Source organism: Streptomyces antioxidans (assembly GCF_000968685.2).
GTDB lineage: Bacteria > Actinomycetota > Actinomycetes > Streptomycetales > Streptomycetaceae > Streptomyces > Streptomyces antioxidans.
The window spans coordinates 12,492-36,312 of the sequence record NZ_LAKD02000113.1 but is presented as its reverse complement, the minus strand read 5'-3'; the positions used below and the strand labels follow the sequence as shown (position 1 = coordinate 36,312).

24 protein-coding genes and 1 tRNA gene are annotated in these 23,821 nt (G+C 70.0%); 15 read left to right on the top strand and 10 right to left on the bottom strand.

Going from position 1 to position 23,821, the window contains the following annotated elements:
- Positions 1-211 precede the first annotated feature (211 nt).
- From VT50_RS32210 to VT50_RS32190, 5 genes are all read left to right on the top strand, one after another.
- Positions 212-1,492 carry an aspartate kinase gene (locus VT50_RS32210; protein ID WP_046088054.1) on the top strand — a complete coding sequence of 427 codons (1,281 nt, stop codon included), beginning with the start codon at positions 212-214 and terminating at the stop codon, positions 1,490-1,492.
- Positions 1,489-2,565, top strand: a complete 1,077-nt coding sequence (locus tag VT50_RS32205) for an aspartate-semialdehyde dehydrogenase (protein ID WP_046088055.1) — start codon at positions 1,489-1,491, stop codon at positions 2,563-2,565. Before VT50_RS32210 ends, VT50_RS32205 begins: the two co-directional genes overlap by 4 nt.
- 378 nt (positions 2,566-2,943) lie before the next feature.
- On the top strand, positions 2,944-3,519 hold the full coding sequence (locus VT50_RS32200; RefSeq protein WP_030829843.1) for a SigE family RNA polymerase sigma factor: 576 nt from the start codon (positions 2,944-2,946) through the stop codon (positions 3,517-3,519).
- A gap of 251 nt (positions 3,520-3,770) precedes the next feature.
- On the top strand, positions 3,771-4,823 hold the full coding sequence (locus VT50_RS32195) for a hypothetical protein (protein WP_240529393.1): 1,053 nt from the start codon (positions 3,771-3,773) through the stop codon (positions 4,821-4,823).
- Positions 4,824-4,965: 142 nt separating this feature from the next.
- A complete protein-coding gene (locus VT50_RS32190) occupies positions 4,966-5,901 on the top strand; it encodes an SURF1 family protein (RefSeq protein ID WP_046088057.1) in 936 nt (311 codons plus the stop codon).
- Here the strand turns inward: VT50_RS32190 and VT50_RS32185 are convergent.
- The gene (locus tag VT50_RS32185; protein ID WP_078840831.1) at positions 5,807-7,672 is read right to left on the bottom strand and encodes a S9 family peptidase; all 1,866 of its coding nucleotides are present in this window, start codon (positions 7,670-7,672) and stop codon (positions 5,807-5,809) included. The genes VT50_RS32190 and VT50_RS32185 overlap by 95 nt on opposite strands.
- 100 nt (positions 7,673-7,772) lie before the next feature.
- Here VT50_RS32185 and VT50_RS32180 point away from each other — a divergent pair, with 100 nt between their 5' ends.
- A complete protein-coding gene (locus tag VT50_RS32180; RefSeq protein ID WP_046088058.1) occupies positions 7,773-8,147 on the top strand; it encodes a nuclear transport factor 2 family protein in 375 nt (124 codons plus the stop codon).
- Between the two features lie 147 nt (positions 8,148-8,294).
- Here VT50_RS32180 and VT50_RS32175 read toward each other — a convergent pair whose 3' ends face one another.
- Complete coding sequence (locus VT50_RS32175; protein ID WP_046088194.1) at positions 8,295-9,572, bottom strand: cytochrome P450; 1,278 nt, start codon at positions 9,570-9,572, stop codon at positions 8,295-8,297.
- A gap of 308 nt (positions 9,573-9,880) precedes the next feature.
- Here VT50_RS32175 and VT50_RS32170 point away from each other — a divergent pair, with 308 nt between their 5' ends.
- Complete coding sequence (locus tag VT50_RS32170; RefSeq protein ID WP_046088193.1) at positions 9,881-10,657, top strand: VOC family protein; 777 nt, start codon at positions 9,881-9,883, stop codon at positions 10,655-10,657.
- A 160-nt stretch (positions 10,658-10,817) separates the two neighbouring features.
- Entirely contained in the window at positions 10,818-11,204 is a 387-nt protein-coding gene (locus VT50_RS32165; protein WP_046088192.1) for a VOC family protein, read from the top strand.
- 79 nt (positions 11,205-11,283) lie between these two features.
- Here the strand turns inward: VT50_RS32165 and VT50_RS32160 are convergent, their stop codons facing one another.
- The gene (locus VT50_RS32160) at positions 11,284-11,715 is read right to left on the bottom strand and encodes a DnaJ family domain-containing protein (RefSeq protein WP_046088191.1); all 432 of its coding nucleotides are present in this window, start codon (positions 11,713-11,715) and stop codon (positions 11,284-11,286) included.
- A gap of 63 nt (positions 11,716-11,778) precedes the next feature.
- The gene (locus tag VT50_RS32155) at positions 11,779-12,201 is read right to left on the bottom strand and encodes a TOBE domain-containing protein (protein WP_046088190.1); all 423 of its coding nucleotides are present in this window, start codon (positions 12,199-12,201) and stop codon (positions 11,779-11,781) included.
- Between the two features lie 111 nt (positions 12,202-12,312).
- On the opposite strand from VT50_RS32155, the gene VT50_RS32150 reads away from it, so the two are divergent.
- On the top strand, positions 12,313-12,717 hold the full coding sequence (locus VT50_RS32150; RefSeq protein WP_046088189.1) for a pyrophosphohydrolase domain-containing protein: 405 nt from the start codon (positions 12,313-12,315) through the stop codon (positions 12,715-12,717).
- Between the two features lie 82 nt (positions 12,718-12,799).
- Here VT50_RS32150 and VT50_RS32145 read toward each other — a convergent pair whose 3' ends face one another.
- The 3 genes from VT50_RS32145 to VT50_RS32135 form a co-directional block, all read right to left on the bottom strand.
- Complete coding sequence (locus VT50_RS32145; RefSeq protein WP_046088188.1) at positions 12,800-13,183, bottom strand: hypothetical protein; 384 nt, start codon at positions 13,181-13,183, stop codon at positions 12,800-12,802.
- A 119-nt stretch (positions 13,184-13,302) separates the two neighbouring features.
- A tRNA-Pro gene (locus VT50_RS32140) sits at positions 13,303-13,376 on the bottom strand.
- A gap of 93 nt (positions 13,377-13,469) precedes the next feature.
- On the bottom strand, positions 13,470-14,399 hold the full coding sequence (locus VT50_RS32135; protein WP_206269519.1) for a metallophosphoesterase: 930 nt from the start codon (positions 14,397-14,399) through the stop codon (positions 13,470-13,472).
- A gap of 77 nt (positions 14,400-14,476) precedes the next feature.
- Here VT50_RS32135 and VT50_RS32130 point away from each other — a divergent pair, with 77 nt between their 5' ends.
- Positions 14,477-14,947: a GatB/YqeY domain-containing protein gene (locus tag VT50_RS32130; RefSeq protein WP_046088186.1), complete on the top strand. Its 471-nt coding sequence runs from the start codon at positions 14,477-14,479 to the stop codon at positions 14,945-14,947.
- A gap of 211 nt (positions 14,948-15,158) precedes the next feature.
- On the opposite strand, the gene VT50_RS32125 is transcribed toward VT50_RS32130, so the two are convergent.
- Positions 15,159-17,402 carry a transglycosylase domain-containing protein gene (locus VT50_RS32125; RefSeq protein ID WP_046088185.1) on the bottom strand — a complete coding sequence of 748 codons (2,244 nt, stop codon included), beginning with the start codon at positions 17,400-17,402 and terminating at the stop codon, positions 15,159-15,161.
- 385 nt (positions 17,403-17,787) lie between these two features.
- On the opposite strand from VT50_RS32125, the gene VT50_RS32115 reads away from it, so the two are divergent.
- Positions 17,788-18,123, top strand: a complete 336-nt coding sequence (locus tag VT50_RS32115; protein WP_020870211.1) for a WhiB family transcriptional regulator — start codon at positions 17,788-17,790, stop codon at positions 18,121-18,123.
- A 477-nt stretch (positions 18,124-18,600) separates the two neighbouring features.
- Here the strand turns inward: VT50_RS32115 and bagB are convergent, their stop codons facing one another.
- Both bagB and bagA read right to left on the bottom strand, forming a co-directional pair.
- Complete coding sequence (gene bagB, locus VT50_RS32110) at positions 18,601-19,995, bottom strand: ATPase BagB (protein WP_046088184.1); 1,395 nt, start codon at positions 19,993-19,995, stop codon at positions 18,601-18,603.
- 53 nt (positions 19,996-20,048) lie between these two features.
- The gene (gene bagA, locus VT50_RS32105; protein ID WP_046088183.1) at positions 20,049-21,026 is read right to left on the bottom strand and encodes an ATPase BagA; all 978 of its coding nucleotides are present in this window, start codon (positions 21,024-21,026) and stop codon (positions 20,049-20,051) included.
- 72 nt (positions 21,027-21,098) lie between these two features.
- Here bagA and VT50_RS38725 point away from each other — a divergent pair, with 72 nt between their 5' ends.
- The 4 genes from VT50_RS38725 to VT50_RS32090 all read left to right on the top strand — a co-directional run bounded on the left by VT50_RS38725 (position 21,099) and on the right by VT50_RS32090 (position 23,704).
- Entirely contained in the window at positions 21,099-21,254 is a 156-nt protein-coding gene (locus VT50_RS38725; RefSeq protein ID WP_087684235.1) for a Sp36 family protein, read from the top strand.
- Entirely contained in the window at positions 21,254-21,724 is a 471-nt protein-coding gene (locus tag VT50_RS32100; RefSeq protein ID WP_046088182.1) for a RidA family protein, read from the top strand. The genes VT50_RS38725 and VT50_RS32100 overlap by 1 nt, the downstream gene beginning before the upstream one ends.
- A 172-nt stretch (positions 21,725-21,896) precedes the next feature.
- Positions 21,897-22,877: an NUDIX hydrolase gene (locus VT50_RS32095; protein WP_046088181.1), complete on the top strand. Its 981-nt coding sequence runs from the start codon at positions 21,897-21,899 to the stop codon at positions 22,875-22,877.
- Positions 22,874-23,704, top strand: a complete 831-nt coding sequence (locus VT50_RS32090) for an MBL fold metallo-hydrolase (RefSeq protein ID WP_046088180.1) — start codon at positions 22,874-22,876, stop codon at positions 23,702-23,704. Before VT50_RS32095 ends, VT50_RS32090 begins: the two co-directional genes overlap by 4 nt.
- Positions 23,705-23,821: the final 117 nt, after the last annotated feature.

Genomic DNA, 23,821 nt, shown 5'->3' with positions numbered 1-23,821 from the left:
CGGTGAGCGGGCAGGGTTCGTCGCTGAGCGGGTGGGAGGGATGCGGGGAGTCTCGCGGGCGCGTGGACGTTGCCCGTGTGATGCCCCTCGTCCTCCCCCGGCCCTGGTCACTTTGCGAGGTATTCGTCTCGCTATGTGATATTGGGAGGGCATATTCCGGCCGCTCGCTAGACTGAGCCGACCGCATTATTGAGAGCTGCGAGGAGCGCACGTGGGCCTTGTCGTGCAGAAGTACGGAGGCTCCTCCGTTGCCGATGCCGAAGGCATCAAGCGGGTCGCCAAGCGAATCGTGGAAGCCAAGAAGAACGGCCACCAGGTGGTCGTCGTGGTCTCCGCGATGGGCGACACGACGGACGAGCTGATCGATCTCGCCGAGCAGGTATCCCCGATTCCTACTGGGCGCGAGTTCGACATGCTGCTGACCGCGGGAGAGCGGATCTCCATGGCCCTGCTGGCCATGGCGATCAAAAACCTCGGTCACGAGGCGCTGTCGTTCACCGGCAGCCAGGCGGGAGTCATCACCGACGCGGTTCACAACAAAGCACGGATCATCGACGTCACGCCGGGCCGCATCCGTGACGCGCTCGAGCTCGGCGCGGTCGCGATCGTCGCGGGCTTCCAGGGCGTGTCCCAGAAGAGCAAGGACATCACCACCCTCGGCCGGGGCGGCTCGGACACCACCGCGGTCGCGCTGGCCGCCGCCCTGGACGCCGAGGTGTGCGAGATCTACACCGACGTGGACGGCGTGTTCACCTCCGATCCGCGCGTGGTGAAGAAGGCTCGCAAGATCAACGAGATTCCGTACGAGGACATGCTGGAGCTGGCCGCGAGCGGTTCCAAGGTGCTGCATCTGCGCTGCGTGGAGTACGCGCGCCGGTACAACATCCCCATTCACGTACGGTCGTCTTTCTCCGGTCACCAGGGCACCTGGGTGCGCAACCGGCCGGCAGCGGGAGAGGGAGAAGAAGGCATGGAGCAGGCGATCATCTCCGGAGTCGCGCACGACACGTCCGAGGCCAAGGTCACGGTCGTCGGGGTGCCGGACAAGCCGGGTGAGGCCGCGGCCATCTTCCGCACCATCTCCGACGCCGAGATCAACATCGACATGGTGGTGCAGAACGTCTCCGCCGCGTCGACCGGGCTGACCGACATCTCCTTCACGCTGCCGAAGACGGACGGCCACCGGGCGATGGAGGCGCTGACCAAGGCGAAGTCGCTGATCGGTTTCGACTCGCTGCGCTACGACGACCAGATCGCCAAGATCTCCCTGATCGGCGCCGGTATGCGCACCAACCCGGGGGTCACCGCGACCTTCTTCGAGGCACTGTCGAACGCCGGGGTCAACATTGAGCTGATCTCGACCTCCGAGATCCGCATCTCGGTCGTCACCCGCGCCGACGATGTGAAGGACGCGGTCGTGGCCGTGCACAGCGCCTTCGGCCTGGACAGCGACAGCGACGAAGCTGTGGTTTACGGAGGGACCGGACGATGACCGGCCATGGCGGTGCCGCCGGTGGCGACAAGCCCACCCTCGCGGTCGTCGGGGCCACCGGCGCCGTCGGCACCGTCATGCTCTCGATCCTCTCGGAGCGCGCCGACATCTGGGGCGAGATCCGGCTGATCGCCTCGCCCCGCTCGGCCGGGCGGAAGCTGGCCGTCCGGGGCGAGCAGGTCGAGGTCATCGCGCTGAGCGAGGAGGCGTTCGAGGGCGTCGACGTCGCGATGTTCGACGTCCCCGACGAGGTCTCGGCGCGGTGGGCGCCCATCGCGGTGAGCAAGGGCGCGGTGGCCGTCGACAACTCCGGTGCCTTCCGGATGGACCCCGATGTCCCCCTGGTGGTGCCGGAGGTGAACGCGCACGCGGCCCGGGTCCGCCCGCTCGGCATCATCGCCAACCCCAACTGCACCACTCTGTCGATGATCGTCGCGATGGGGGCGCTGCACGCCGAGTTCGGGCTGAGCGAGCTGATCGTCTCCTCGTACCAGGCGGTCTCCGGCGCGGGCAAGGACGGCATCGACGCCCTGCGCGAGCAGATCGCGCTGGTCGCGGGTACCGAGCTGGGCACCCATCCCGGGGACGTACGGCGGGCGGTGGGCGACACCGGGCCGTTCCCGGCGCCGATGGCGCTCAACGTGGTGCCGTTCGCCGGTTCGCTCAAGGAGGACGGCTGGTCCTCCGAGGAGCTCAAGGTGCGGAACGAGTCCCGCAAGATCCTTGGGCTGCCGGAGCTGAGGGTCACCGCGACCTGTGTACGGGTGCCCGTGATCACCACGCATTCGCTGGCCGTGCACGCGCGGTTCGAGAACGAGGTGACGGTCGAGGCGGCGCACGAGACTCTGGCGGCCGCCCCCGGGGTGGTGCTGTGCGACAACCCGGGGGAGGGCGAGTTCCCGACGCCCGCCGACGCCGTGGGCACCGACCCCACATGGGTCGGCCGGGTGCGGCGGTCGCTGGACGATCCGAGGGCGCTGGAGCTGTTCGTCTGCGGTGACAACCTGCGCAAGGGCGCGGCGCTGAACACCGCGCAGATCGCGGAGGTCGTCGCGGCCGAGCTGACGTCGTAAGGTGAGCGATCGTCTTAAAGTGACGTTTCGCCAGTGTGGTAGACCGTTAGATGTGAATATCCTGTGCGCGTGTCACTGGCCTGGACCAGATGAACTGGGCCGTTGATGTGATCGACGGATTCGCTCCCCGCCCGCTGCAACCGGCAGCGGGCGGGGAGCGTCTTTCCAGCCGCCCCTTAGTGGGCACTGAGATGACCGGGGCATTGGGGAAGAGTTGGTGCGCATGGGGGCATTCAACGCATTGTCAAAAGCGATGCCTCACGCGTACAACCCTGACAGGGGGCGGCGTGTCCAACAGGCGTGGCAGAGGTATTCGGCATCGCAACGGTTCCAGGGCATGGCGGCGCGGCACTACGCCCCCCGCGTGCCCCCGGTGGCATGCCGGTGATCGCGCCATGGCCGACGGCCCGCCCCGCGCACATCACCACAGGGCGCGAGGACACTGACGACGCGATGGCAGCGGGCACCACAGTCGATCACCTCACCGAGACCTACCGCGCCCATTACCGGTCGCTGCTCGGTCTCGCCGCACTCCTTCTCGACGACACCGCGTCCTGCGAGGACGTCGTGCAGGAAGCGTTCATCCGTGTGCACTCGGCGCGCAAGCGAGTCCGGGATCCCGAGAAGACCCTCGCCTATCTGCGGCAGACGGTCGTCAACCTCTCCCGCTCCGCGCTGCGTCGGCGCATCCTCGGGCTGAAGCTGCTCTCCAAGCCGATGCCCGATATGGCCAGTGCCGAGGAGGGGGCGTACGAACAGCTAGAACGCGATCAACTGATCAAGGCGATGAGGGGACTTCAGCGCCGTCAGCGCGAGGTTCTCGTGCTGCGCTACTTCGCCGATATGACCGAGGCCCAGGTGGCCGAGACGCTGGGCATATCGCTCGGCTCGGTCAAGGCGTACGGCTCGCGCGGCATCGCGGCGCTCCGCGTCGCCATGGAGGCTCCGGCATGAACGACATCACATCTACGCCGGACCCGGGGGATTCCGGCCGGGGGCACGGCCACGAGCCAGAGTCCAGGGAGCATGGGGAGTCCAGGGAAACCACAGGGCCCAGGGAGCCGGTAGAGGCGACGGAGCCCACGGCATCCACGGAGTCCACGGCGGACGGGGAGCCCACGGCGTCCACGGAGCCCGCGGCGTCCACAACGGACGGGGAGCCCGCGGCGGACGAAGAGCCCGCCGGGCGGTCCGAGCCGGGGCGGGTGACGCCCCTCCGCATTCAGCTCGACGACGATGAGCCCGGCAGTGAGGACGGCGGTGAGGACGGGGAGGCGCTGCGGCGGCTGCTGCACCGCGCCGTCGACGACCTCGAGCCGTCCCCCGAGTCCCTTGAGCATCTGCGGCGCGCCGTGCCCGCCCGACGTGCGCGGCGGCGCCAGGCCCTGGTCGGGGCCGCTGCGGCGCTGGTGTTCGGCTGTGCGGCCGTCCCGGCGCTGGTGCACGTCGCGACCACCGGTGACGGCTCGAACGACCGCCCGGCCAATGCCGCCAGCAGCCACCGGACCCCTGAGGCCAACGGCGGCCAGCACGGTGAGAGCAGCGGCGGCAAGGACGCCAACGGTCCCTCCGGCTCGGCCGAGGAGCACAAGGGCGACAAGGGCAAGGACAAGGACGAGGACAGGCCGCCGAAGGGCGGTGAGGGCGGCTCCGGCGGTGCGGACCCCGACCCCTCCGACACGCTGAACGCCACCTCCCCCACCTGCAGCCGTGCCCAACTCACCAGCGGTGGCGCCGGATCGGTCGGAGCGGCCGACGCCGAGGGCCGGGTCTACGGCTCGTTCCGCGTCGCGAACATCTCGGACCGGTCCTGCACGGTCGAGGGCAGCGGCTCGGTGGGCGCGAGCGCCCAGGGCGGTGCGGACGCCTCGCGGATCCTGGTCGTGGACCATACGGCCGGGGACGCGGCGGCGGGGCTGCCCGACCCCTCCACCCAGCCGGGCACGGTCATCCTCGGGCCCGGTCAGGCGTACGAGGTGAAGTTCGCCTGGATCCCGTCGTCGGGCGGCGCCAGCGGCTGCTCCACCACCGGCACCCCGACCCCCGACCCCTCCACGGACGGGGGGCAGAACGGACCGCAGAACGGCCCCAGCGCGGGCGATCCGGGTGGCACCCCGGGCGGCGGTGGCGGTGCGCCGCAGGATGCGAGCGTCCTGGTCAGCCATACCCCGGAGGCGGGCGACCCGGCCGCGGCGAGCGTGACGATCGGCGGCGCCTGCGCCGGAACGATCTACCGCACCGGTCTGCTGGCGTCGTAGAGCCCGCCGCTCTCCCGCCAGGGCTCGCCACTGCTCAGCGGCGGTCCTGGCGCGCCCCGCGGCGATCCTGGGGCCGTGCCACGGGGCTCCGTGGCACGGCCCCGCCGCCGGGGCGGCGGCGCGAAGCCCGTACCGTGGGGGTGTGTATCGGTTTCTGCTGACACCCCGCTGGTGGGTGATCAACGTGTTCACCCTGCTGGCGATCCCGGTCTGTCTCTTCATGGGCAGCTGGCAGCTCGGCCGCTTCGAGACGCGTGTCAACACCCACCACCAGCAGCAGGACGAGGCGTCCGCCGGGCGGAAGGCCGCGGCCCGGCCGCTGGGCGATCTGCTGCCGGTCACCGTGAAGACCTCCGGGGAGCGGGCCACCGCCACCGGCCGATACGACACCGCACATCAACTCCTCGTTCCCGACCGGCGGCTGGACGGCCGCGACGGCTTCTATGTGCTGACTCTGCTGCGTGTGGATGAGGGCAAGGACGGGGGCAGGGGTGAGGGCAAGGACGCCGGACGCAGGGGCGAGGACACGGCCGAGGACGGCGCCAAGGCGCTGGCGCTGCCCGTCGTCCGAGGCTGGCTCCCCGGCGACGCCGACGATCCGGCGGCCACCGCCAAGGTGCCCGCACCCCCCTCCGGCGAGGTGACCGTCACCGGTGCGCTGCAGGCGTCCGAGCACCAGGGCGGCGACGGGGTGAGCGCGAGCGGCGGCCTCCCCCATGGTCAGCTCGGCATGATCAGCGCCGCCTCCCTGGTCAACCTGGTGCCGTACCGGGTGTACGACGCCTGGGTCACCTCCGCCGAGGCTCCCGGGGCCCTGAAGCCGGTGCCCCCCACGGTGGCGGAGGGCACCGGGCTCGACATCAAGGCGTTCCAGAACCTGGGCTACACCGGTGAGTGGTTCGTCTTCGCGGGGTTCGTGGTCTTCATGTGGTTCCGGCTGTTCCGCCGCGAGGCCGAGACGGCCCGCGATCTGGCCCTCGGCATCACACCGCCCGAGCCGACGGCTCCGACGGCGCCGGGTGCGGACCCGACCCCAGATGACGCCGAGCGAACTCGATCTCCAAGCGCACCTGTTTGATCCGCTCCTCGACGACCAGCGAGCCGTGCCCCGCGTCATAGCGGTAGACCTCATGTGGGGCGCCGCGCCGCTCGAGCCGCTCCACATAGTTGTCGATCTGCCGAATGGGGCAGCGCGGGTCGTTCACCCCCGCCGAGATGTAGACCGGCGCCCGCACCTCGTCCACATAGGTCAGCGGGGACGACGCCTCGAACCGCTCCGGCACCTCCTCCGGGGTGCCGCCCAGCAGGGTGCGGTCCATCGCCTTCAGGGCCTCCATCTCATCGTGGTAGGCCGTCACATAGTCCGCTACCGGGACCGCGGCCAGCCCCAGCGCCCAGGAAGCCGGCTGGGTGCCGAGCCCCAGCAGCGTCAGATAGCCGCCCCAGGAGCCCCCGGCCAGCACCAGCCGCTCGGGATCGGCGAGCCCGGAGGCCACCGCCCACTCCCGCACGGCCGCGATGTCCTCCAGCTCGATCAGCCCGACCCGGTGCTTGAGCGCGTCCGTCCACGCCCGCCCATAGCCGGTGGAGCCGCGGTAGTTGACCCGCACCACGGCGAAGCCGTGGTCCACCCAGGCCGCTGGGCCCGCCGCGAAGGCGTCGCTGTCGTGCCAGGTCGGCCCGCCGTGGATGTCGAAGACCGTCGGGAAGGGGCCCTCACCCGCGGGCTTCTGCACCAGCGCGTGCACCCGCCCACCGGGACCGTCCACCCAGACGTCGGTGACCGGCACCGACTCCGGGGCGGTGAATCCGGGCGCGTCCAGCACCGTTCGCCCGCTCGTCGAGCGCACCTGGGGCGGCTTCTCGGCCGACGACCACAGGAACTCCACCGTGCCGTCCGGCCGCGCCGTGGCGCCCGAGATCGTGCCCGCCGGGGTCTCCAGACGCGTCAGCTCACCTGCGGCGAGGTCGTACCGCCACAGCTCGCTGCGGGCCTGATGGCTGTGCTCGACCAGCAGCGCCGATCCGTCCGGGAACCAGTCGGCCCCCACATCACCGGGCAGGTCTATCGCCAGCGCGGTCTCCACACCGGTCGTCGGATCCCACACCATGGGCTCCCACCGGCCGCGCCGCTGATGCCCGACCAGCAGCCGGGTGTCCCCTTCCACGGGCGCGAAGCCCATCACGGACAGGCCCAGCTCCTCGGTGCCGCCCTTGGTGTCGTCCAGCTCCGCGACGGCCGTTCCATCCAGCCGCAGGACCCGGATCGCCGAGTGCATCGCGTCGCCGTGCTCGGTGTGCTCGATCGCGATCAGCGTCCCGTCATGGGAGAGATCGCCCACTCCGGCGGACTCGCGGTGCCGGTAGATCTCCTCGGACCCGCCGCCCGGACGCATCACATGGATGGTCGAGCCGTCCTCATCGGTGGACCGCCCGACGACCGCCGTGCCGTCGCGGCCCAGCGCGAGCCCCGCGGGGTAGGAGGGGGCCAGATCCGGCGTCGCGGGCTCGTCGGCCGGGCGCTTGTCACCCTCGTCACCCCCGCCGCCGCTGAACGGCTGGCGCAGCCACACCCCGAACTCATCGCCGTCGGTGTCGGAGAACCACCAGATCCACTGGCCGTCCGGCGACAGCACCCCGTCGGTCGTCCCGTTCGGCCGGTCCGTGACCTGCCGCTGCGCGCCGGTGGCCCGGTCCCATGCGTACAGCTCGTACGTCCCCGTGGCGTTGGAGACGAACAGCGAGTGATCCGGGGCGTCCTCCGCCCAGTCGGGCAGCCCCACTCGCGGCGCCCGGAAGCGCTTTTCCCAGTCCGGCATGGACTCCGTGCTCTCAGTCATGTCCACCATTCTGCGCCGCACCCCGACATGCGCGCTGGCGTCGCCCCGCGCCTGTGGATAACGTTCCCGACGGGGATGGACGCCGGGCCCGTACACCGAGGGGGAGCTGATGGCCGACATAGGCGCGACGGTGGAGACGTACTGGGCAACGGCCCAGGCCAGGGACTGGCGGGCGTTCGGCGCCACCCTCGCCGACGACGTCCGCTACGAGCTGCCGCAGACCCGCGAGCGGGTGCTCGGCCGGGACGGCGTGGTCCGCTTCAACGCGGAGCACGTGGGCGAGTGGAGCCTGGAGGTCGAGCGCGTCATCACCGACGGCGATCAGGCGGTCTCCTGGGTGAGTTTCAGCGTGGATGAGGAGGAGACGCAGGCGATCAGCTTCTTCACCGCCTCGGCGGACGGCCGGATCCAGACCATCACCGACTTCTGGCCCGCGTCCTACGAGCCACCGCCTGAGCGTGAGCACTTGGTCGAGCGCTTCTGAATGCCCTCCCGATAACTGAATCCGATAACCGGTAACCGATATCCGAGCCCCGACCCCGACCCCCGCCCCTTGCCCCTTGCCCCTCCGGCCCCCACTCCTCCCGTTCGTCCCGTCCCCCGTCCTCTCCGCTCCCCTCGCCGGTCCCGGCTACTTCAGCAGCACCGGCAGCTGCTCCACGCCGTAGACGATGGAGAGCTTCCGGAACGAGAGCTTCTCCGCCGGTACCGCGAGCCGCATCCGCGGGAACCGCCGTATGAGCGCGGGGTAGGCGGCCCGGAGTTCCATCTTGGCCAGTTCGGCGCCGATGCAGCGGTGGATGCCGTACCCGAAGGCCAGGTGCGAGGGCGCCTGCCGGTGCGGATCGACCCGTTCCATGTCCGGGCCCAGCTTTTCGTCCCGGTTGGCCCCGCTCAGTGAGCACAGCACCAGATCACCGGCGGATATCCGGGTGCCCGCGATCTCCATGTCCTCGCGGGCGAACCGCGGGAACGCCACCTGCACCACGGTGAGATAGCGCAGCAGCTCCTCCACGAACGGGTCCACGACATCGTCCCGGTCACGTATCGCGGCGAATTGCTCGGGGGCCTGCAGCAGCACCAGCGTGCCGAGTGCCAGCATGCTCGCGGTCGTCTCCAGACCGCCGGTCAGCACCCCGTCGGCGAGCCCGGCCAGCTCCTGGTCGTCGATCTCGTCGCCGTGCTCCTTCACCAGCATGCCGAGCAGCCCGTCGCCGGGCGTCTCGCGCTGCTTCCGCACGATCCCGTGCAGATAGGAGAGGGAATCCGATATCGCGCCGAGTGAGGCGTCCGCGCCGCCGAAGAGGTCGAACCGCGCCGTGCTGTGGCGCTGGAAGTCATCGCGGTCCTCGTACGGCACACCGAGCAGCTCGCAGATGACCAGCGCCGGAATGGGAAGCGCGAATGCCTGCACGAGGTCCACCGGGCCCTTGGCCGCGGCCATCTCGTCAAGGCGCTCCTCCACGATGGAGTGGATGCGCGGGGTGAGCCTGCTGAGCCGCCGCATGGTGAATTCGGGCGTCAGCAGGCGTCGCAGTCTCGTATGCGTCGGTGGATCGCTGAAACCGAGACCTCCCGGATTCTGCTGCGGGGCGACGCCGATGTTCCGTTCCGCGAGGTTGGTGAAATCGGAACTGAAGCCCTTCGCCTTTCCGAGCACCGCCTTGGTCTCGTCGTATCCGGTGACAAGCCAGGCATTGATCCCGAAAGGCAGCCATATCTTGCTGATGGGTTCTTTTGCCCTGGTTCGGGACAGATCGGAAATGGGGTCGAGGCCATCGCGCCTCAGCGGGGCCAGCGTGGCGTCCGGGAGGAACGACATCTTGGACAAGTCGAAGCCGTTCCTCTGAATTCTCGAAAAGTACTTACGGCCCAGCCAGGCGACGACGTTTGAGCGAAGATTCGACATGGCGCAATACTGCCCTGCCATGCCCGGGCGGCCATGCTCCGATGCCGGACGCGCTCCGGTGTGATGCGCCACAACGGTGTGTGCGCCCTCCCTGCGCGGGCACTCGCACGGGTGGCGTCAACGCGCCGGTGGGTACCAAGGTGGCGCGGACCACGAAATCGGAGGAAAGTGTAAATATCGGGCATGAAGTCCGAGCGATGACGGCTGCCTGCGAAACGTCTGTGGCGCCCCCAGGGATATGAGTGAGGTGAGCGGCCTTGCGGGAGAGGTTCCGTGCTGTCCAGGGCGCGCCCTGCTGGGTGAGCCTCATGGCAGCGGATCTGGACCGCGCGCACCACTTCTACGGAGAGGTCTTCGGCTGGGGCTTCCGCCCCACCCGGCAGGGTCACGGCCGTTACACCATCGCGTACACCGAGGGCGGCGTACCGACCGTCGGCATCGGCGCCTCGTCGCCGTCGTCGGGGGTGAGCCTGCCGGTCACCTGGACCACGTACTTCGCGGCGGACAGCGCGGACGACGTGGCCTCGCGCGTCCAGGAACGCGGCGGCACGGTCGCGGTCGGGCCGCTGGAGTTCGGCAGCGGCCGGGTGGCCTGGGCGGCCGACCCGGACGGAGCCAACTTCGGTATCTGGGAGGGCGATCTGACCTCCGCCTGGTGGGGCGAGCGCAGACCGGGCGCGCCCGTATGGCTGGAGCTGCGCACCCGTGACGCCTTCGAGGCGGCGCTCTTCTACGGGCAGGTCTTCGGCTGGGACACCCAGGGGCGGGAGCGCTGTGACGTCCGCTTCGAACACGACCGGGTGGTCCTCCATATCGACGGTAAGGCGGTCGCGGGGCTGCGCGGTGGCGCCATCGAGGCCGCCCCGGACCCGAACGTCCGGCCCCGCTGGCGGGTCTACTTCTGCGTGAAGGACGTCGACGAGGTGGCCGAACGGGCCACGGAGCTCGGCGGCGGTGTCATCTCCCCAGCGGCCGACACTCCCTATGGGCGCGTCGCGGTGCTGCGCGACCCGGAGGGCGGGATCTTCAGCGTGGCCGCCGTGCGGAAGGGGCCCGCGGACGGGGAGCCCGGCGGTTCCGGCTGAGGGTTCTGGCTGTGGGGGCGGGGCTGAGGGAGAGGAAGCTGGGGCCCTCGACGGCTGTGGGCGCCGGCGCCTACGATCGAAAGTACGGCATCGCGTGTCGGTCACCGGCTGGGTGAGGCATGGAGGTGCCCGTGAGATTGCCTTACGGAGGCATTCCACAGTGTCTGTTGAGTTGAATCACACGATCGTCCATTCTCTGGACAACCACGAATCCGCGGAATTCCTGGCGAATATCCTTGGCCTCGAGGTGGGAGAGGAATGGGGCCCGTTCGTTCCGCTGGAGACCAGTAACGGTGTCACCCTGGACTTCGCCACCATTCCCGGCGAGTCGATCGTCATGCAGCATTACGCCTTCCTCATCTCGGACGAGGAATTCGACGCGGCCTTCGGGCGGATACGGGAGCAGGGGGTCACGTACTACGCCGATCCCCATCTGAAGCAGCCGGGCGAGATCAACCACCATCACGGCGGGCGCGGGCTGTACTTCCTGGACCCGGCCGGTCATGGCATGGAGATCATCACTCGGCCGTACGGCAACGAGGAGTAGTCCCGGGAGGCCCTGAGGCTGGCCCTGGATTACGGGTGGCCCGGGGGGCACCCCGGGTGTGCACCCCCGGCCCACCCGCTCAGTCGTCCGCTCCCTGTCCGCGGTCCCGCCCCCGCTCCTGCCGCTCCCGCCACGCCCGTAGGGCCTCCTCGATGTCGAAGGGCGCGAGATTGAGCGGCGGGCCGGGCGGTGGCCGACGGATCGCCTCACGGATCTTGTCATTGACCTCCGAAAGGATCTCCCGCACCGTCCGCTCCGACGGCGCCTTCTCCACGGCGGCGAGCGCGTCCTCCGCCTCTTTGCGCAGTACGAGTGTCGGCGGCAGAAACGACAGATTCTCGCGGGCCATCTTCTCCTTGACCCACCACAGATCGTCGTAGGGCTCGTTGAGATGGGGGAGCGGTTTTCCCTTTCCCCGGAGGTTGGCGAACGCGCCGCGTTCCTCCGCCTCACGAATCTGTCGGTCGGCCCACGTTTCGAAACTGATACCCGGTGGCTTTCGCTCGGTCACCCTCAGATTCTCCCTCGGGCGGCGCGGAACGCGCCACAGGTCGCAGGGAGCCTCCCCAGCGGCCTACGCGGTCGCGAGCGACACCTCGGTCGACTTGATCAGAGCGGTGACGCGGCTGCCCTCGGCGAGCCCCAGGTCCGCCGCCGCGTCCTGGGTGATGGCGGCCGTGAGCGCTTGGCCGCCGCCGATGTCGATGACGACGGTGGCCATGGCGGTCCCGAGGGTGAGTCGGCTGACGGTGCCCGGGAAGCGATTGCGGATGCTCAGCCCCGATACCTCCCCGGTGGCCAGCGCCACCTCGGTCGACTTGGCCAGCGCCGTCACCTGGGAGCCCTCCCCGATACCGAGCTCCTTCACGGCGCTCAAGGTCACGGCGGCCGTCACCGTCTGCCCACCGGACAGCCGCCCCTGGACCGTGGCCATGGCCTCCCCAGCCGTCACGGAGACGACGGTGGCGGGAAGCTGATTGCGGATGCTGAGACTCATGGATGCACCACCCCGGAGGCGGAGGTCGAGGGCCTGATACGCCTCACCCTAGGCACCCACCCAGGGATCCGCGCGCCGACGCACAGCGGCCTCCCACGTACGATCGGACGAATGCGCCGCTCTCCCGCCGACCTCGTCCGCGAATTCCATCTGGCCTTCGGCCTGGACGCCCGTAAGACCCCCACCGAGGTCCCACCGGAACTCGCCGCCCACCGCCAGGACCTGCTGGCCGAGGAGTGCGCCGAAGTGGCCGAGGCGAGCGCCCACGGCACCCTCGGCCATCTCGCCCATGAACTGGCCGACGTCGTCTACGTCGCCTACGGCACCGCCCTGGTCCACGGCATCGACCTCGACGAGGTGATCGCCGAGATCCACCGGGCCAATATGACCAAACTCGGTCCCGACGGCCGCCCCACCCTCCGCGCCGACGGCAAGGTCCTCAAGGGCGCCCACTACCAGGCCCCCGACATCCCGGCCGTCCTCCGCCGCCAGGGCTGGACCGACACCGCCGAATAGGCGTCCCGTCAGCGACGGTTGCCCCGTCGAGACCGTGAAGTCGGGCAGCTACCACCGGGCCAAGGGACCTGCGGTCCGGTGGTCACCCGAAGATGAGCTCGGCGTCCTTGGCCATGCAGAACCGCATGACGGCGACCAGCTGGCGGGCGTCATCGGTGTGGCGTTGGAGAACGGGATCGCTGCCATCGTGCTGCCGCTGGTCGATGATCGCCTCCAACCGGGGCAGCATGGCCGCGCATTGACCGGGCGTGAGGTCGGGGGCGCCGTCGTCCGGATGGTCGAGTAGCGGTGCCAGTGTGGTGGAAACGCTGCTCCACGGGCGGTCCCCGCCGAAGCCCCGCATCTCGTCGAGGGCGAATCCCTCAGCCCGGGCCAGCCATTCCCGGAACCTGTTGAAGCCGGTGTAGGACCAGGAGACATCCGGGCTCGTCACATCGCCGTCTCCGGGGAAGAGCACGAGGCCCATCCTGCCCTCCCTGCCGGATGTCGAGGTCGGCTCCCAAGTGGTTCCCAAGATGGTTCCCCAACGCGTCAGGGGCCCGACCCGCTTTCGCGGATCAGGCCCCTGACCTGGTGTTCCTTCAGTCGGGGTGGCGGGATTTGAACCCACGACCTCTTCGTCCCGAACGAAGCGCGCTGCCAAGCTGCGCTACACCCCGAAGCAACGAGCTCTACTTTAGCGGACCCGTGGCCAGAGACGAAATCCGGTTTTCGCGGTCTCTCGCAGGTCGGGGCGGTCCCGGTGGGCGGGGTCAGGGGGTCTGGGGGGTGAGGGTGAGCAGGGTGGCCTCCGGGGGGCAGGCGAAGCGCACCGGGGTGTAGCGGTTGGTGCCGCAGCCCGCGGAGACATGGAGGTAGGAGGTGTGGCCGCCGGCCTGGTGCTGGGAGAGGCCCTTGACCCGGCGGGTGTCCAGGTCGCAGTTGGTGACCAGGGCGCCGTAGAAGGGGATGCACAGCTGGCCGCCGTGGGTGTGGCCCGCGAGGATCAGGGGGTAGCGGTCCGCGGCGAAGGCGTCGAGGACGCGCAGGTACGGGGCGTGGACCACGGCCAGGGAGAGGTCGGCGCCCGAGTCGGGGCCACCGGCCACCTCGGCGTAGCGGTCGCGCTTGATGTGGGGGTCGTCGAGGCCCGTGAGGGCGATCTCGATGTCCTCCAGCTTCAGGCGGCCACGGGTGTTGGACAGCCCGACCCAGCCGGCCGCGTCGAAGGCGTCGCGCAGCTCCGTCCACGGGTTGTGGATGGCACCGACGGCCGGGGGGTTGCCGTTCAGGCCGTGCTTACCGCTGGTCTTCTCCAAGAGGTAGCGGGCGGGGTTGCGCAGCATCGGACCGTAGTAGTCGTTCGAGCCGAAGACGTACGCACCGGGGAACTCCATCAGCGGGCCCAGCGCGTCCAGGACCTCAGGCACGCCCTCCGGGTCCGAGAGGTTGTCCCCCGTGTTCACCACGAAGTCGGGGCGCAGCCCGGCCAGGGACTGGAGCCAGCGCTGCTTCTTGCGCTGGCCGCTCACCATGTGGATGTCGGAGACCTGCAGGACGCGCAGGGGGCGCATCCCGCGTGGGAGCACCGGAACGGTGATCCGCCGGAGTCTGAAGGACCGGACTTCGAAGCAGGCGGCGTAGGCGAGACCGGCCGCGCCGACCGCCGTGATTCCCAGGGGTACTCCGTATCGCGCGCGCATGGTCTCCATGGTCGCAGAACGCAGCCGGGGGAGAAATCTTCGGGTGATTCCCGGCCGGTGCTGGCACACTCGACGCCATGACCACCACGCTCAAGTCCAGGCTGCAGGACGATCTCACCACGGCGATCAAGGCGCGCGACGAGCTGCGCTCCTCGACTCTCCGGCTCACCATCACCGCGATCAGCAAGGAAGAGGTCGCGGGCGAGAGCGCACGTGAGCTGTCCGACGCCGAGGTGGAGAAGATCATCGCGCGGGAGGCCAAGAAGCGCCGTGAGGCCGCCGAGGCGTTCGAGAAGGGCGGACGCGCGGAGCAGGCCGAGCGGGAGAAGGCGGAGGGCGAGGTGCTCGCCGAGTATCTGCCGAAGCCCCTTACGGACGACGAGCTGAACGCCCTGGTGGCCGAGGCGGTGCGGGAGGCCGCGGCGGGCGGTGCGGAGGGGCCGCGGGCCATGGGCGCCGTGATGAAGGTCGTGAACCCGAAGATCGCCGGGCGGGCGGACGGCGGCCGGGTCGCCGCCGCGGTGAAGCGGCAGCTCGCGGGCGGGTAGTCCGCGCTCGGAGGGCGCCTTGTCGCGTTGCGTTGTGGGGTGTGTGCGCTGAGTCGTGGGCTCGTGGGCACCGTAAGGATCCCCGCACCCGTATACGCGCACCTATGGGCACCACGCGCACCTGTAGGCACCTATAAGAAGGGGGTCGGACGGTCTCCGTCCGACCCCCTTCTGCGCTCCATCACGAGCAGCGCTCCATCACGAGCCATCGCTACCGCGGGAAGTTCCAGCCACCGTTCCCGTTGCCGTTCCCGCCGTTCCCATTGCCGCCGCCGATCAGGTCCGGGGGCACGGAGATGTCCGGCCACGGGTTGTCCGGACCGCCGTTGTCGTCGCCCCTGTCGCGGCCCGGCTTGTGCTTGCCCGGCTTCTTGCCGTGGGGCTTGCGCTCGTGCGGGTCCTTGATCTGGACGTTCACGAAGTTCGGCGCCGGCTTGCCGTCCAGCGCGCCACCCATCGCGTCCTTCCAGATCGGGCCGGGGGTGTCCGCGCCGTAGACCTTGTCGTGGGGGACGCCGCCGATGGTGATGTTCTCCATCTTGACGCCCTTGGCGCCCGGGCCGCCGACCCACACCGCACCGGCCATGTTCGGGGTGTAGCCGACGAACCACGCGGCCCTGCGCTCGTCCGTCGTACCCGTCTTACCGGCGCTCGGGCGGCTCTGGAGCCCGGCCTGCTTGCCGGTGCCGTCCTCGACCACGCCGCGCAGCAGCGTATTGATGGTGTCCGCGGTCTTCTCCGACATCGCGCGGGCGCACTTCGACTGCGGCACCTCCAGCTTCTCGCCTCCGGGGCCGGTGATCGACTCGATGAAGATTGGCGAGCAGTAGACACCGCGGTTGGCGAAGGTCGCGTAGGCGTTGGCCATCGTCAGCGGCGAGAAGCCCTCCGAGCCGAGGGTGAGCGAGGGCACCTGGTTGTGCTCCTGGCCGTCGGCGCGCTTCGCCCCCATCTTGTCGGCCATCTGCGTCACCGGGCAGACCCCGATGTCGCTGATCAGCTGGACGAAGTAGGTGTTGACCGACTTGGCGGTCGCCTCCTTCATCCCGTACGGGCCGACTTCCTTCTCGTTCTCGTTCTCGACCGTGGCGCCCTCGCTGTTGCTCCAGGTGCCCTTGCATGTGGTGACCGGGCTCGGGTACTTCATCTTGTACGGCGAGGAGTAGCGCTGGTACGGCTTCTTGCCCTGCTCGATGGCGGCCGCCGCGGTGATCGGCTTGAAGGTGGAGCCGACCTGGAAGCCGTAGTTCGAGCCGCCCATGGACTTGTCCGCGGACAGGTTGATCTGGGTCTCGTTCTCACCGAAGCCGTACGGCCTGGACTGGCCCATCCCCAGTACCTTGCCGGTGCCCGGCTCGACCAGCGTGACCGCGGTGGCCACCGGGTCGGACTGGTAGACATGCTTCTTGATCGAGTTCTGGACCGACGCCTGGGCCTGCGGGTCGAGCGTCGTGCGGATCGTCAGACCGCCCTGGGCCCAGCGCTTGGTGCGCGCCTTCACGGTCTTGCCGAAGGCCGGGTCGTTGAGCAGGGTTTCGCGGACGTAGTCACAGAAGAACCCGGCGCCCTTGACGGCCGTGATGCAGCCGCTCCTTGGCATGCTGGCCTTGAGGCCGAGCGGCTTCTTCTGGGCCGCGGCGGCCTGCGCCGGAGTGATGTCCTTCACCTCGGCCATGCGCCGCAGAACGGTGTCGCGGCGTGCCTTGGCGGATTGCGGGGCGTTGATCGGGTCGTAGCGGCTGGGCGACTGGACGAGACCGGCCAGCAGCGCCGCCTGCTCCAGCTTCAGATCCTTGGCGGGCTTGCTGAAGTAGCGCTGGGAGGCCGCCTCGATGCCGTACGCCTGCTGCCCGAAGAAGGTGATGTTCAGGTAGTTCTCGAGGATCCGCTTCTTGCCCAGCTCCTTCTCGACCTTGATCGCGTACTTCAGTTCCTTGATCTTGCGGCCGATGGACTGCTGGGTGGCCTCGGCGACCTTCTCCTTGTCGTCGCCCGCCTCCTCGACGAACACGTTCTTCACATACTGCTGGGTCAGCGTGGAGGCGCCCTGGGAGACCCCGCCGTCCTGTGCGTTGCTGTTGACCGCGCGCAGCACGCCCTTGAGGTCGACCGCCCCGTGCTTGTAGAAGCGGGCGTCCTCGATCGCGACGATCGCCTGCCGCATGTACGGGGAGATGTCGTTCAGCTTCACGATCGTACGGTCGCGGGAGTAGACCTTCGCGATCTCCCCGCCCTTGGCGTCCAGGATCGTGGTCCGCTGGCTGAGCGGCGGAGTCTTGAGATTGGCCGGAATTCCGTCGAACTCCTCGACCGTTCCCTTGGCCGCGAGGCCGAGCGCCCCGACGGCGGGAAGCGCGAGCCCGGCCATCACGGCACCGGCCAGCGCGCTGACGCCGAGGAACTTGGCGGCCTGTTGAGCGGCGGACAGCCCTCCGCTCGAGCGCGTGTTTCCCATAGGACGCAGCCTACGTCTCGAATCGCCGGACAGGGGACCGGGTGTTCGCATACGCTGTTTCACGCCAGTCACAGCTGTGTGGCTGAGCCACACCTCCACCATCACTCAAGTGAGTGATGAGGCCTGCCCGGATTGCGGCCCCTGTCCTGAGCTGCCCGCTGTTCGCTGCGTGAACTGCCCTGGTTTGCACTAGTAATCGCAAATGTCGCCAGCTCACTCCGTTGGGTGATCTGCCGCGTACCCATAGTCCGTTCGGACCATCCAAGTTTGGGCCTGCAGGGGGTGTTGCGCTGTGTCTCACTTCCGTAACGTCCTCAACTGGCGACGGTGAATATGCCGTTTGTCGCCGTGGGGGAGCTCCGATTCGGGAGAGGACGGCGCCAGCATGGGCTGGGTAACCGACTGGAGTGCGCAGGCCGCCTGCCGCACTACTGATCCAGATGAACTGTTCGTCCAGGGCGCGGCACAGAACAGGGCCAAAGCGGTCTGCACCGGATGCCCGGTGCGCACCGAGTGCCTTGCGGACGCCTTGGACAACCGCGTGGAGTTCGGTGTGTGGGGAGGGATGACCGAGCGGGAGCGGCGAGCACTGCTGCGCCGTCGGCCGACGGTGACCTCCTGGCGCAGGCTCCTGGAGACCGCGCGCATCGAGTACGAGCGCAGCGCGGGGATTCTGCCCTTCGACGACGAGGACTACGAGCGCTTCGCCGCGGTCGGGTAGACCGTGGGGGCGGGAGTACGGTCGCGCCTCGTCAGGGGTGGGTAACGGGCACGCGCACGCCTCCGGGGGTGGTCGCGGCCAGGGCCGTGGTCAGTCATGGGGCTGTGGGGACGCGTGTGAGCTAACACGCCGCCGCAGGCCGGGAGTTGGCCCGACGCCCAGGCCGCTGGTGACGCCCTCAGCCGCTGGTGACTGTGGTCTGCCTGCGTGCCTGCGTGCCTGCGTGCCTGCGTGTAGGGCGGGTGTAGGGGCCGGGTCTGTGTGTGCCGTAGCCGCCGGTTAGGCGGACGGCGCCGCCGAAGCCGGAAGCCCGAGGTCCAGGTACGGCGCGCACGCCATACGGTCTACGGTCCATCACCGCAGCCGCTGTCGCTCGCCGTTCGCTATGCGTGCTGTCTGCCGTGCTGGTGCTGGTGCTCGCGCTGTTGTGCGTCTCCATCCATACGCGGGCGGCCCGACCACCCGGCGGGCACCGACTCAGCCCGCCACGCGATTGGCCCGCTCCGGCGGGACCGCGAGGCGTTCGCCGATCGCCCGCAGCCCTGCCAAGTCGTGTACATCGCCAGGGAGTGCGGCCACTTGGGCCACCGGAACCTCGGGGTGGAGCGCCGTGAAGCGGTCGTGTGTGCGCTGCTCGCGTCCGAGCACCTGCATACGCTCCGCGTGCAGCCGAAGCAGTCCCGCGGCGAGCCGCTCCGCCGACGAGTCCGCCGACGTGGGGGAGACGTCGGGGTCCACTGCCGAGGGGTTCCGCGCTTGAGCATTCCCTGAGGGGGGATCGACAAATCCGCCGTCGGCAAGATTTTCTGCCGCGGCACCGTTCTTGGCCGGATCGCTTCCCTCCGCGGCGTTCGCGAGCGCATCCTCCGGATCGGCGGGATCGTCCTGGTCGTCTGGGCCATCCGGATCGGCGGGATCGGCGGGATCGCTCGCCAGGATAAGGATCTCCGCGGCGGCCAACGCCCGTTCCGCCGACAGCTGTTCGGCACCGCTGCCGTGGACCCGGTTCAGCACCAGCCCGGCCAGCGGCATCTGGTCCGCGGCCAGCCGTTCCACGAAGTACGCGGCCTCCCGCAGGGCGTCCCGCTCGGGCGCGGCCACCACGAGGAACGCCGTCCCCGGAGCCTGCAGTAGCCGGTAGGTGGCCTCCGCGCGAGTGCGGAATCCGCCGAACATGGTGTCCATCGCGGCAGCAAACGTCTGCACGTCCCGCATCAGCTGCCCGCCGAGCACCTTGCTGACCGTGCCCGTCATCATCGAGACGCCCACGTTCAGGAACTTCATCCCGGCCTTGCCGCCCACCTTGGCCGGGGCCATCAGGACCTTGATGAACTTCCCGTCCAGGAAGGAGCCGAGACGTTTCGGCGCGTCCAGGAAGTCCAGCGCCGACCGGCTGGGCGGGGTGTCGACGACGATCAGGTCCCATTCGTCGCGGGCCCGCAGCTGGCCGAGCTTCTCCATGGCCATGTACTCCTGCGTGCCAGCGAAACCGGCCGAGAGGGACTGGTAGAAGGGGTTCGCGAGGATCGCCCGGGCGCGCTCGGGGTCGGCGTGCGCCTCGACGAACTCGTCGAACGTCCGCTTCATGTCGAGCATCATGGCGTGCAGTTCGCCGCCGTTCCCGCCGCCGATGCCCTCCACCCGGCGCGGAATGTTGTCCAGCGCGTCGATGCCCATGGACTGCGCGAGCCGGCGGGCCGGGTCGATGGTGAGGACGACGACCTTACGGCCGCGCTCGGCGGCCCGTACGCCCAGGGCGGCGGCGGTGGTGGTCTTACCGACGCCACCGGAGCCGCAGCACACCACGATGCGGGTCTGCGGATCGTCCAGCAGGACGTCGGTGTCCAGCCGGGGTGCCACGTCCATGCTCATGCCGCCTCCTGCGTACGACTCGTCGTCCGTGGCGCCCTTACGGCGGGCGCCGCTCACTCCGGCCACTGCTTGCGCAGATCCGCCGCGAGCCGGTACAGCCCGGCCAGGTCGATGCCGTCGGTGAGCAGTTCCAGCTCGTGCAGCGGCACCCCAAGACCGGTCAGCTCGGCGCGCTGCGCCCGCTCAAGCGCCACCCGCTCGGCGTGCTCGCGCGCCTGCTCCAGCAGCGGGTCGACCAGCCGCTCGGCCATGCCGCCGCGGCGCGCACCGCCCAGGCCCGCCCGGGAGAGCGCCTTGGCGACGGCCGTGCGCTGTCCGTTGGCGACCACCTCGACGGCCTCGTGGTCGAGGATCGCGGGCCGGACCATGTTGATGATGACCCCGCCCGTCGGAAGGCCGTCGGCGCGCAGCTCGGCGATGCCGTCCGCGGTCTCCTGGACCGGCATCTCCTCCAGCAGGGTCACCATGTGGACCGCGGTCTGGGGAGACTTCAGGACGCGCATCACGGCCTGGGCCTGATTGTGTATCGGGCCGGTCCTGGCCAGCCCGGCCACCTCGTGGTTGACGTTCAGGAAGCGGGTGATGCGGCCGGTGGGCGGCGCGTCCATGACCACGGAGTCGTAGACGAAGCGGCCGTCCTTGCCCTTGCGGCGCACGGCCTCGCACGCCTTGCCGGTCAGCAGGACGTCCCGCAGCCCCGGGGCGATGGTGGTCGCGAAGTCGATCGCGCCGAGCTTCTTGAGGGCGCGTCCGGCCGAGCCCAGCTTGTAGAACATATGGAGGTAGTCCAGGAGTGCGAACTCCGGATCGATCGCCAGGGCGTGCACCTCCCCGCCGCCCGGTGCGGTGGCGATCTTCCGCTCCTCGTAGGGCAGCGGCCCCGTCTCGAAGAGCTGCGCGATACCTTGACGGCCCTCGACTTCCACCAGCAGGGTGCGCCTGCCATCGGCCGCGAGGGCCAGCGCGAGTGCGGCGGCGACCGTGGTCTTGCCGGTTCCGCCCTTGCCACTGACGACATGGAGCCTGCTCACAGTGGGGAGCCTAACCAGTCCCCCCTCGCCCTACGCACCAGGGCCCGGCGGAGAGGCATTACAGTCGGCCCCATGACCAAGTGGGAATACGCGACCGTACCGCTGCTCGTGCACGCCACGAAGCAGATTCTGGACACCTGGGGCGAGGACGGCTGGGAGCTGGTCCAGGTGGTCCCCGGCCCGAACCAGGAGCAGCTGGTGGCCTATCTGAAGCGGGAGAAGGGCTGATGGCGGGCGGCACGGCCGAGGACAGGCTCGCCCGGCTCGGCCTGACGCTGCCCGCGGTCGCGGCACCCCTGGCCTCCTATGTGCCCGCGCTCCGCACCGGCCCGTACGTCTACACCTCGGGCCAGCTGCCGCTGGTCGAGGGGAAGCTGGGCGTGACCGGCAAGGTCGGCGCGGAGGTCACCCCCGAGGAGGCCAAGGACCTGGCGCGGATCTGTGCGCTGAACGCGCTGGCCGCCGTGAAGTCGGTCATCGGCGACCTCGACCGGATCGTGCGTGTCGTCAAGGTCGTGGGCTTCGTCGCCTCGGCGCCGGACTTCACCGGCCAGCCGGGCGTCATCAACGGGGCGAGCGAGCTGCTGGGCGAGGCCCTGGGTGACGCGGGTGTGCACGCGCGCAGCGCGGTGGGCGTGGCGGTGCTGCCCCTGGACGCGCCTGTCGAGGTCGAGATCCAGGTCGAGGTCGCGGACTAGCGGGCTGCGGGGCGCGGACCGGCGAGGGGCCATGGGGGCCCCGCTGGCGGTCCTGTGGGCGCGCGGGCGTATGCGGACGCGGACCGGTGTGACCGCCGGTGCGCGGACCGGCCCCGGCGTGGCGCCGCGGGGGCCACTCGAACATCAGCCCGTAAACGCATAGCATCCGGCCATGTCCACTACGAATGGCCAGTGGTACCCACCCGAGTGGCCAGAGCGGATCCGGCTCCTGTCGGCCGGTGAGCTCACACCGGTGACACCGCGCCGGGCCGCCACCGTCCTGCTGCTGCGGGACGGACCGTACGGAACGGCCGGGCAGGACGCACCACAGGACGCTCAGGGCGGGGACGAGGAGCACGCACCGGACGAGTTCGACGCGGTGGGAGGTCCCGCCGCCGGTCCCGCGGTCTACATGCTCCGCAGACGCGCCTCCATGGCCTTCGCCGGAGGCGCGTACGCCTATCCGGGCGGTTCCGTGGACCCGCGCGACGAGCGGATGGTCACCTGGGCCGGTCCCTCGCGGGCGCAGTGGGCGCGGCGGCTGGGCCTGGAGCCGAGCGAGGGGACGCAGGCGCAGGCCATCGTGTGCGCGGCGGTACGCGAGACCTTCGAGGAGGCGGGGGTGCTGCTCGCGGGCCCGACGCCGCACACCGTGGTCGCGGACACGACGGGGGACGACTGGGAGACGGATCGCGCGGCGCTGGTCGCCCGGGACCTGTCCTTCGCGGAGTTCCTGGACCGCCGGGGGCTGGTACTCCGTTCGGACCTGCTGAGCTGCTGGGCGCGCTGGATCACCCCGGAGTTCGAACCGCGCCGCTACGACACCTGGTTCTTCGTGGCTGCGCTGCCGCGGGGGCAACGCACCCGTAATGCCTCCACGGAGGCGGACCGGACCGTCTGGATACGTCCGGGTGACGCGGCCGACGGCTACGACCGGGGCGAGCTGCTGATGATGCCGCCCACGATCGCGACGCTGCGCCAGCTCGCGGCCTACGACTCGGTCACCGACGCGCTGGCCGCCGCGACCGACCGGGATCTGACGCCGGTCCTGGCCCGGGCGCGGGTGGAGAACGGCGAGCTGGTGCTGAGCTGGCCGGGCCATGATGAGTTCACCAAGCACATCCCGGGAGCCGCGGGGGGACCTTCCGTATGACGTACGCGTCCGCTCTGCCCGGCCAGCCGCGCGGGGGCACCATCGGCGGCCCGGCCACCGACCGGGCCGTCTGCGTCCTGGCCCCGAACGCCTCGCCCATGACCCTGGACGGCACCAACACCTGGATCGTCGCCGAGCCCGACTCCGACCTCGCCGTCGTCATCGACCCCGGGCCGCTGGACGACGCCCACCTCAAGGAGGTCATCGCGGCCGCCGAGCGGGCGGGCAGGCGGGTGGCGCTGACGCTGCTCACCCATGGCCACCCGGACCACGCGGAGGGTGCGGCGCGCTTCGCGGAGCTTACGCGGACGTCCGTAAGGGCGCTGGATCCGGCGCTGCGGCTGGGGGACGAGGGCCTGGAGCTGGGGGACGTCATAACCACCGGCGGTCTGGAGCTGCGGGTGGTGTCCACGCCCGGCCACACCGCCGACTCGCTGTCCTTCCACCTTCCGGCCGATGGCGCGGTCCTTACGGGCGACACGGTGCTCGGGCGGGGCACGACCGTGGTCGCGCATCCGGACGGGCGGCTCGGCGACTATCTGGACTCGCTGCGGCGGCTGCGCTCGCTGGCGGTGGACGACGGGGTGGACACCGTCCTGCCGGGCCACGGACCGGTGCTGAACGACGCCCGGGGCGCCGTGGAGTACTACCTCGCGCACCGCGCCAACCGGCTCGCGCAGGTGGAGACGGCGGTCGAGGACGGCTACCGGACGCCCTCGGAGGTCGTGGCGCATGTGTACGCGGATGTGGACCGGTCCCTGTGGCCCGCGGCGGAGCTGTCGGTCCGGGCCCAGCTGGACTATCTGCGCGAGCACGGGCTGATCTGACTGCGCGAGCACGGGCTGATCTGACTGGGCGGGCATGGACTGATCTGACTGGGCGAGCACGGGCTGAGCGCCTGAGTCCAGCCGTTCACGGGCGCCGTAAGGGGCCCACCGGAATCC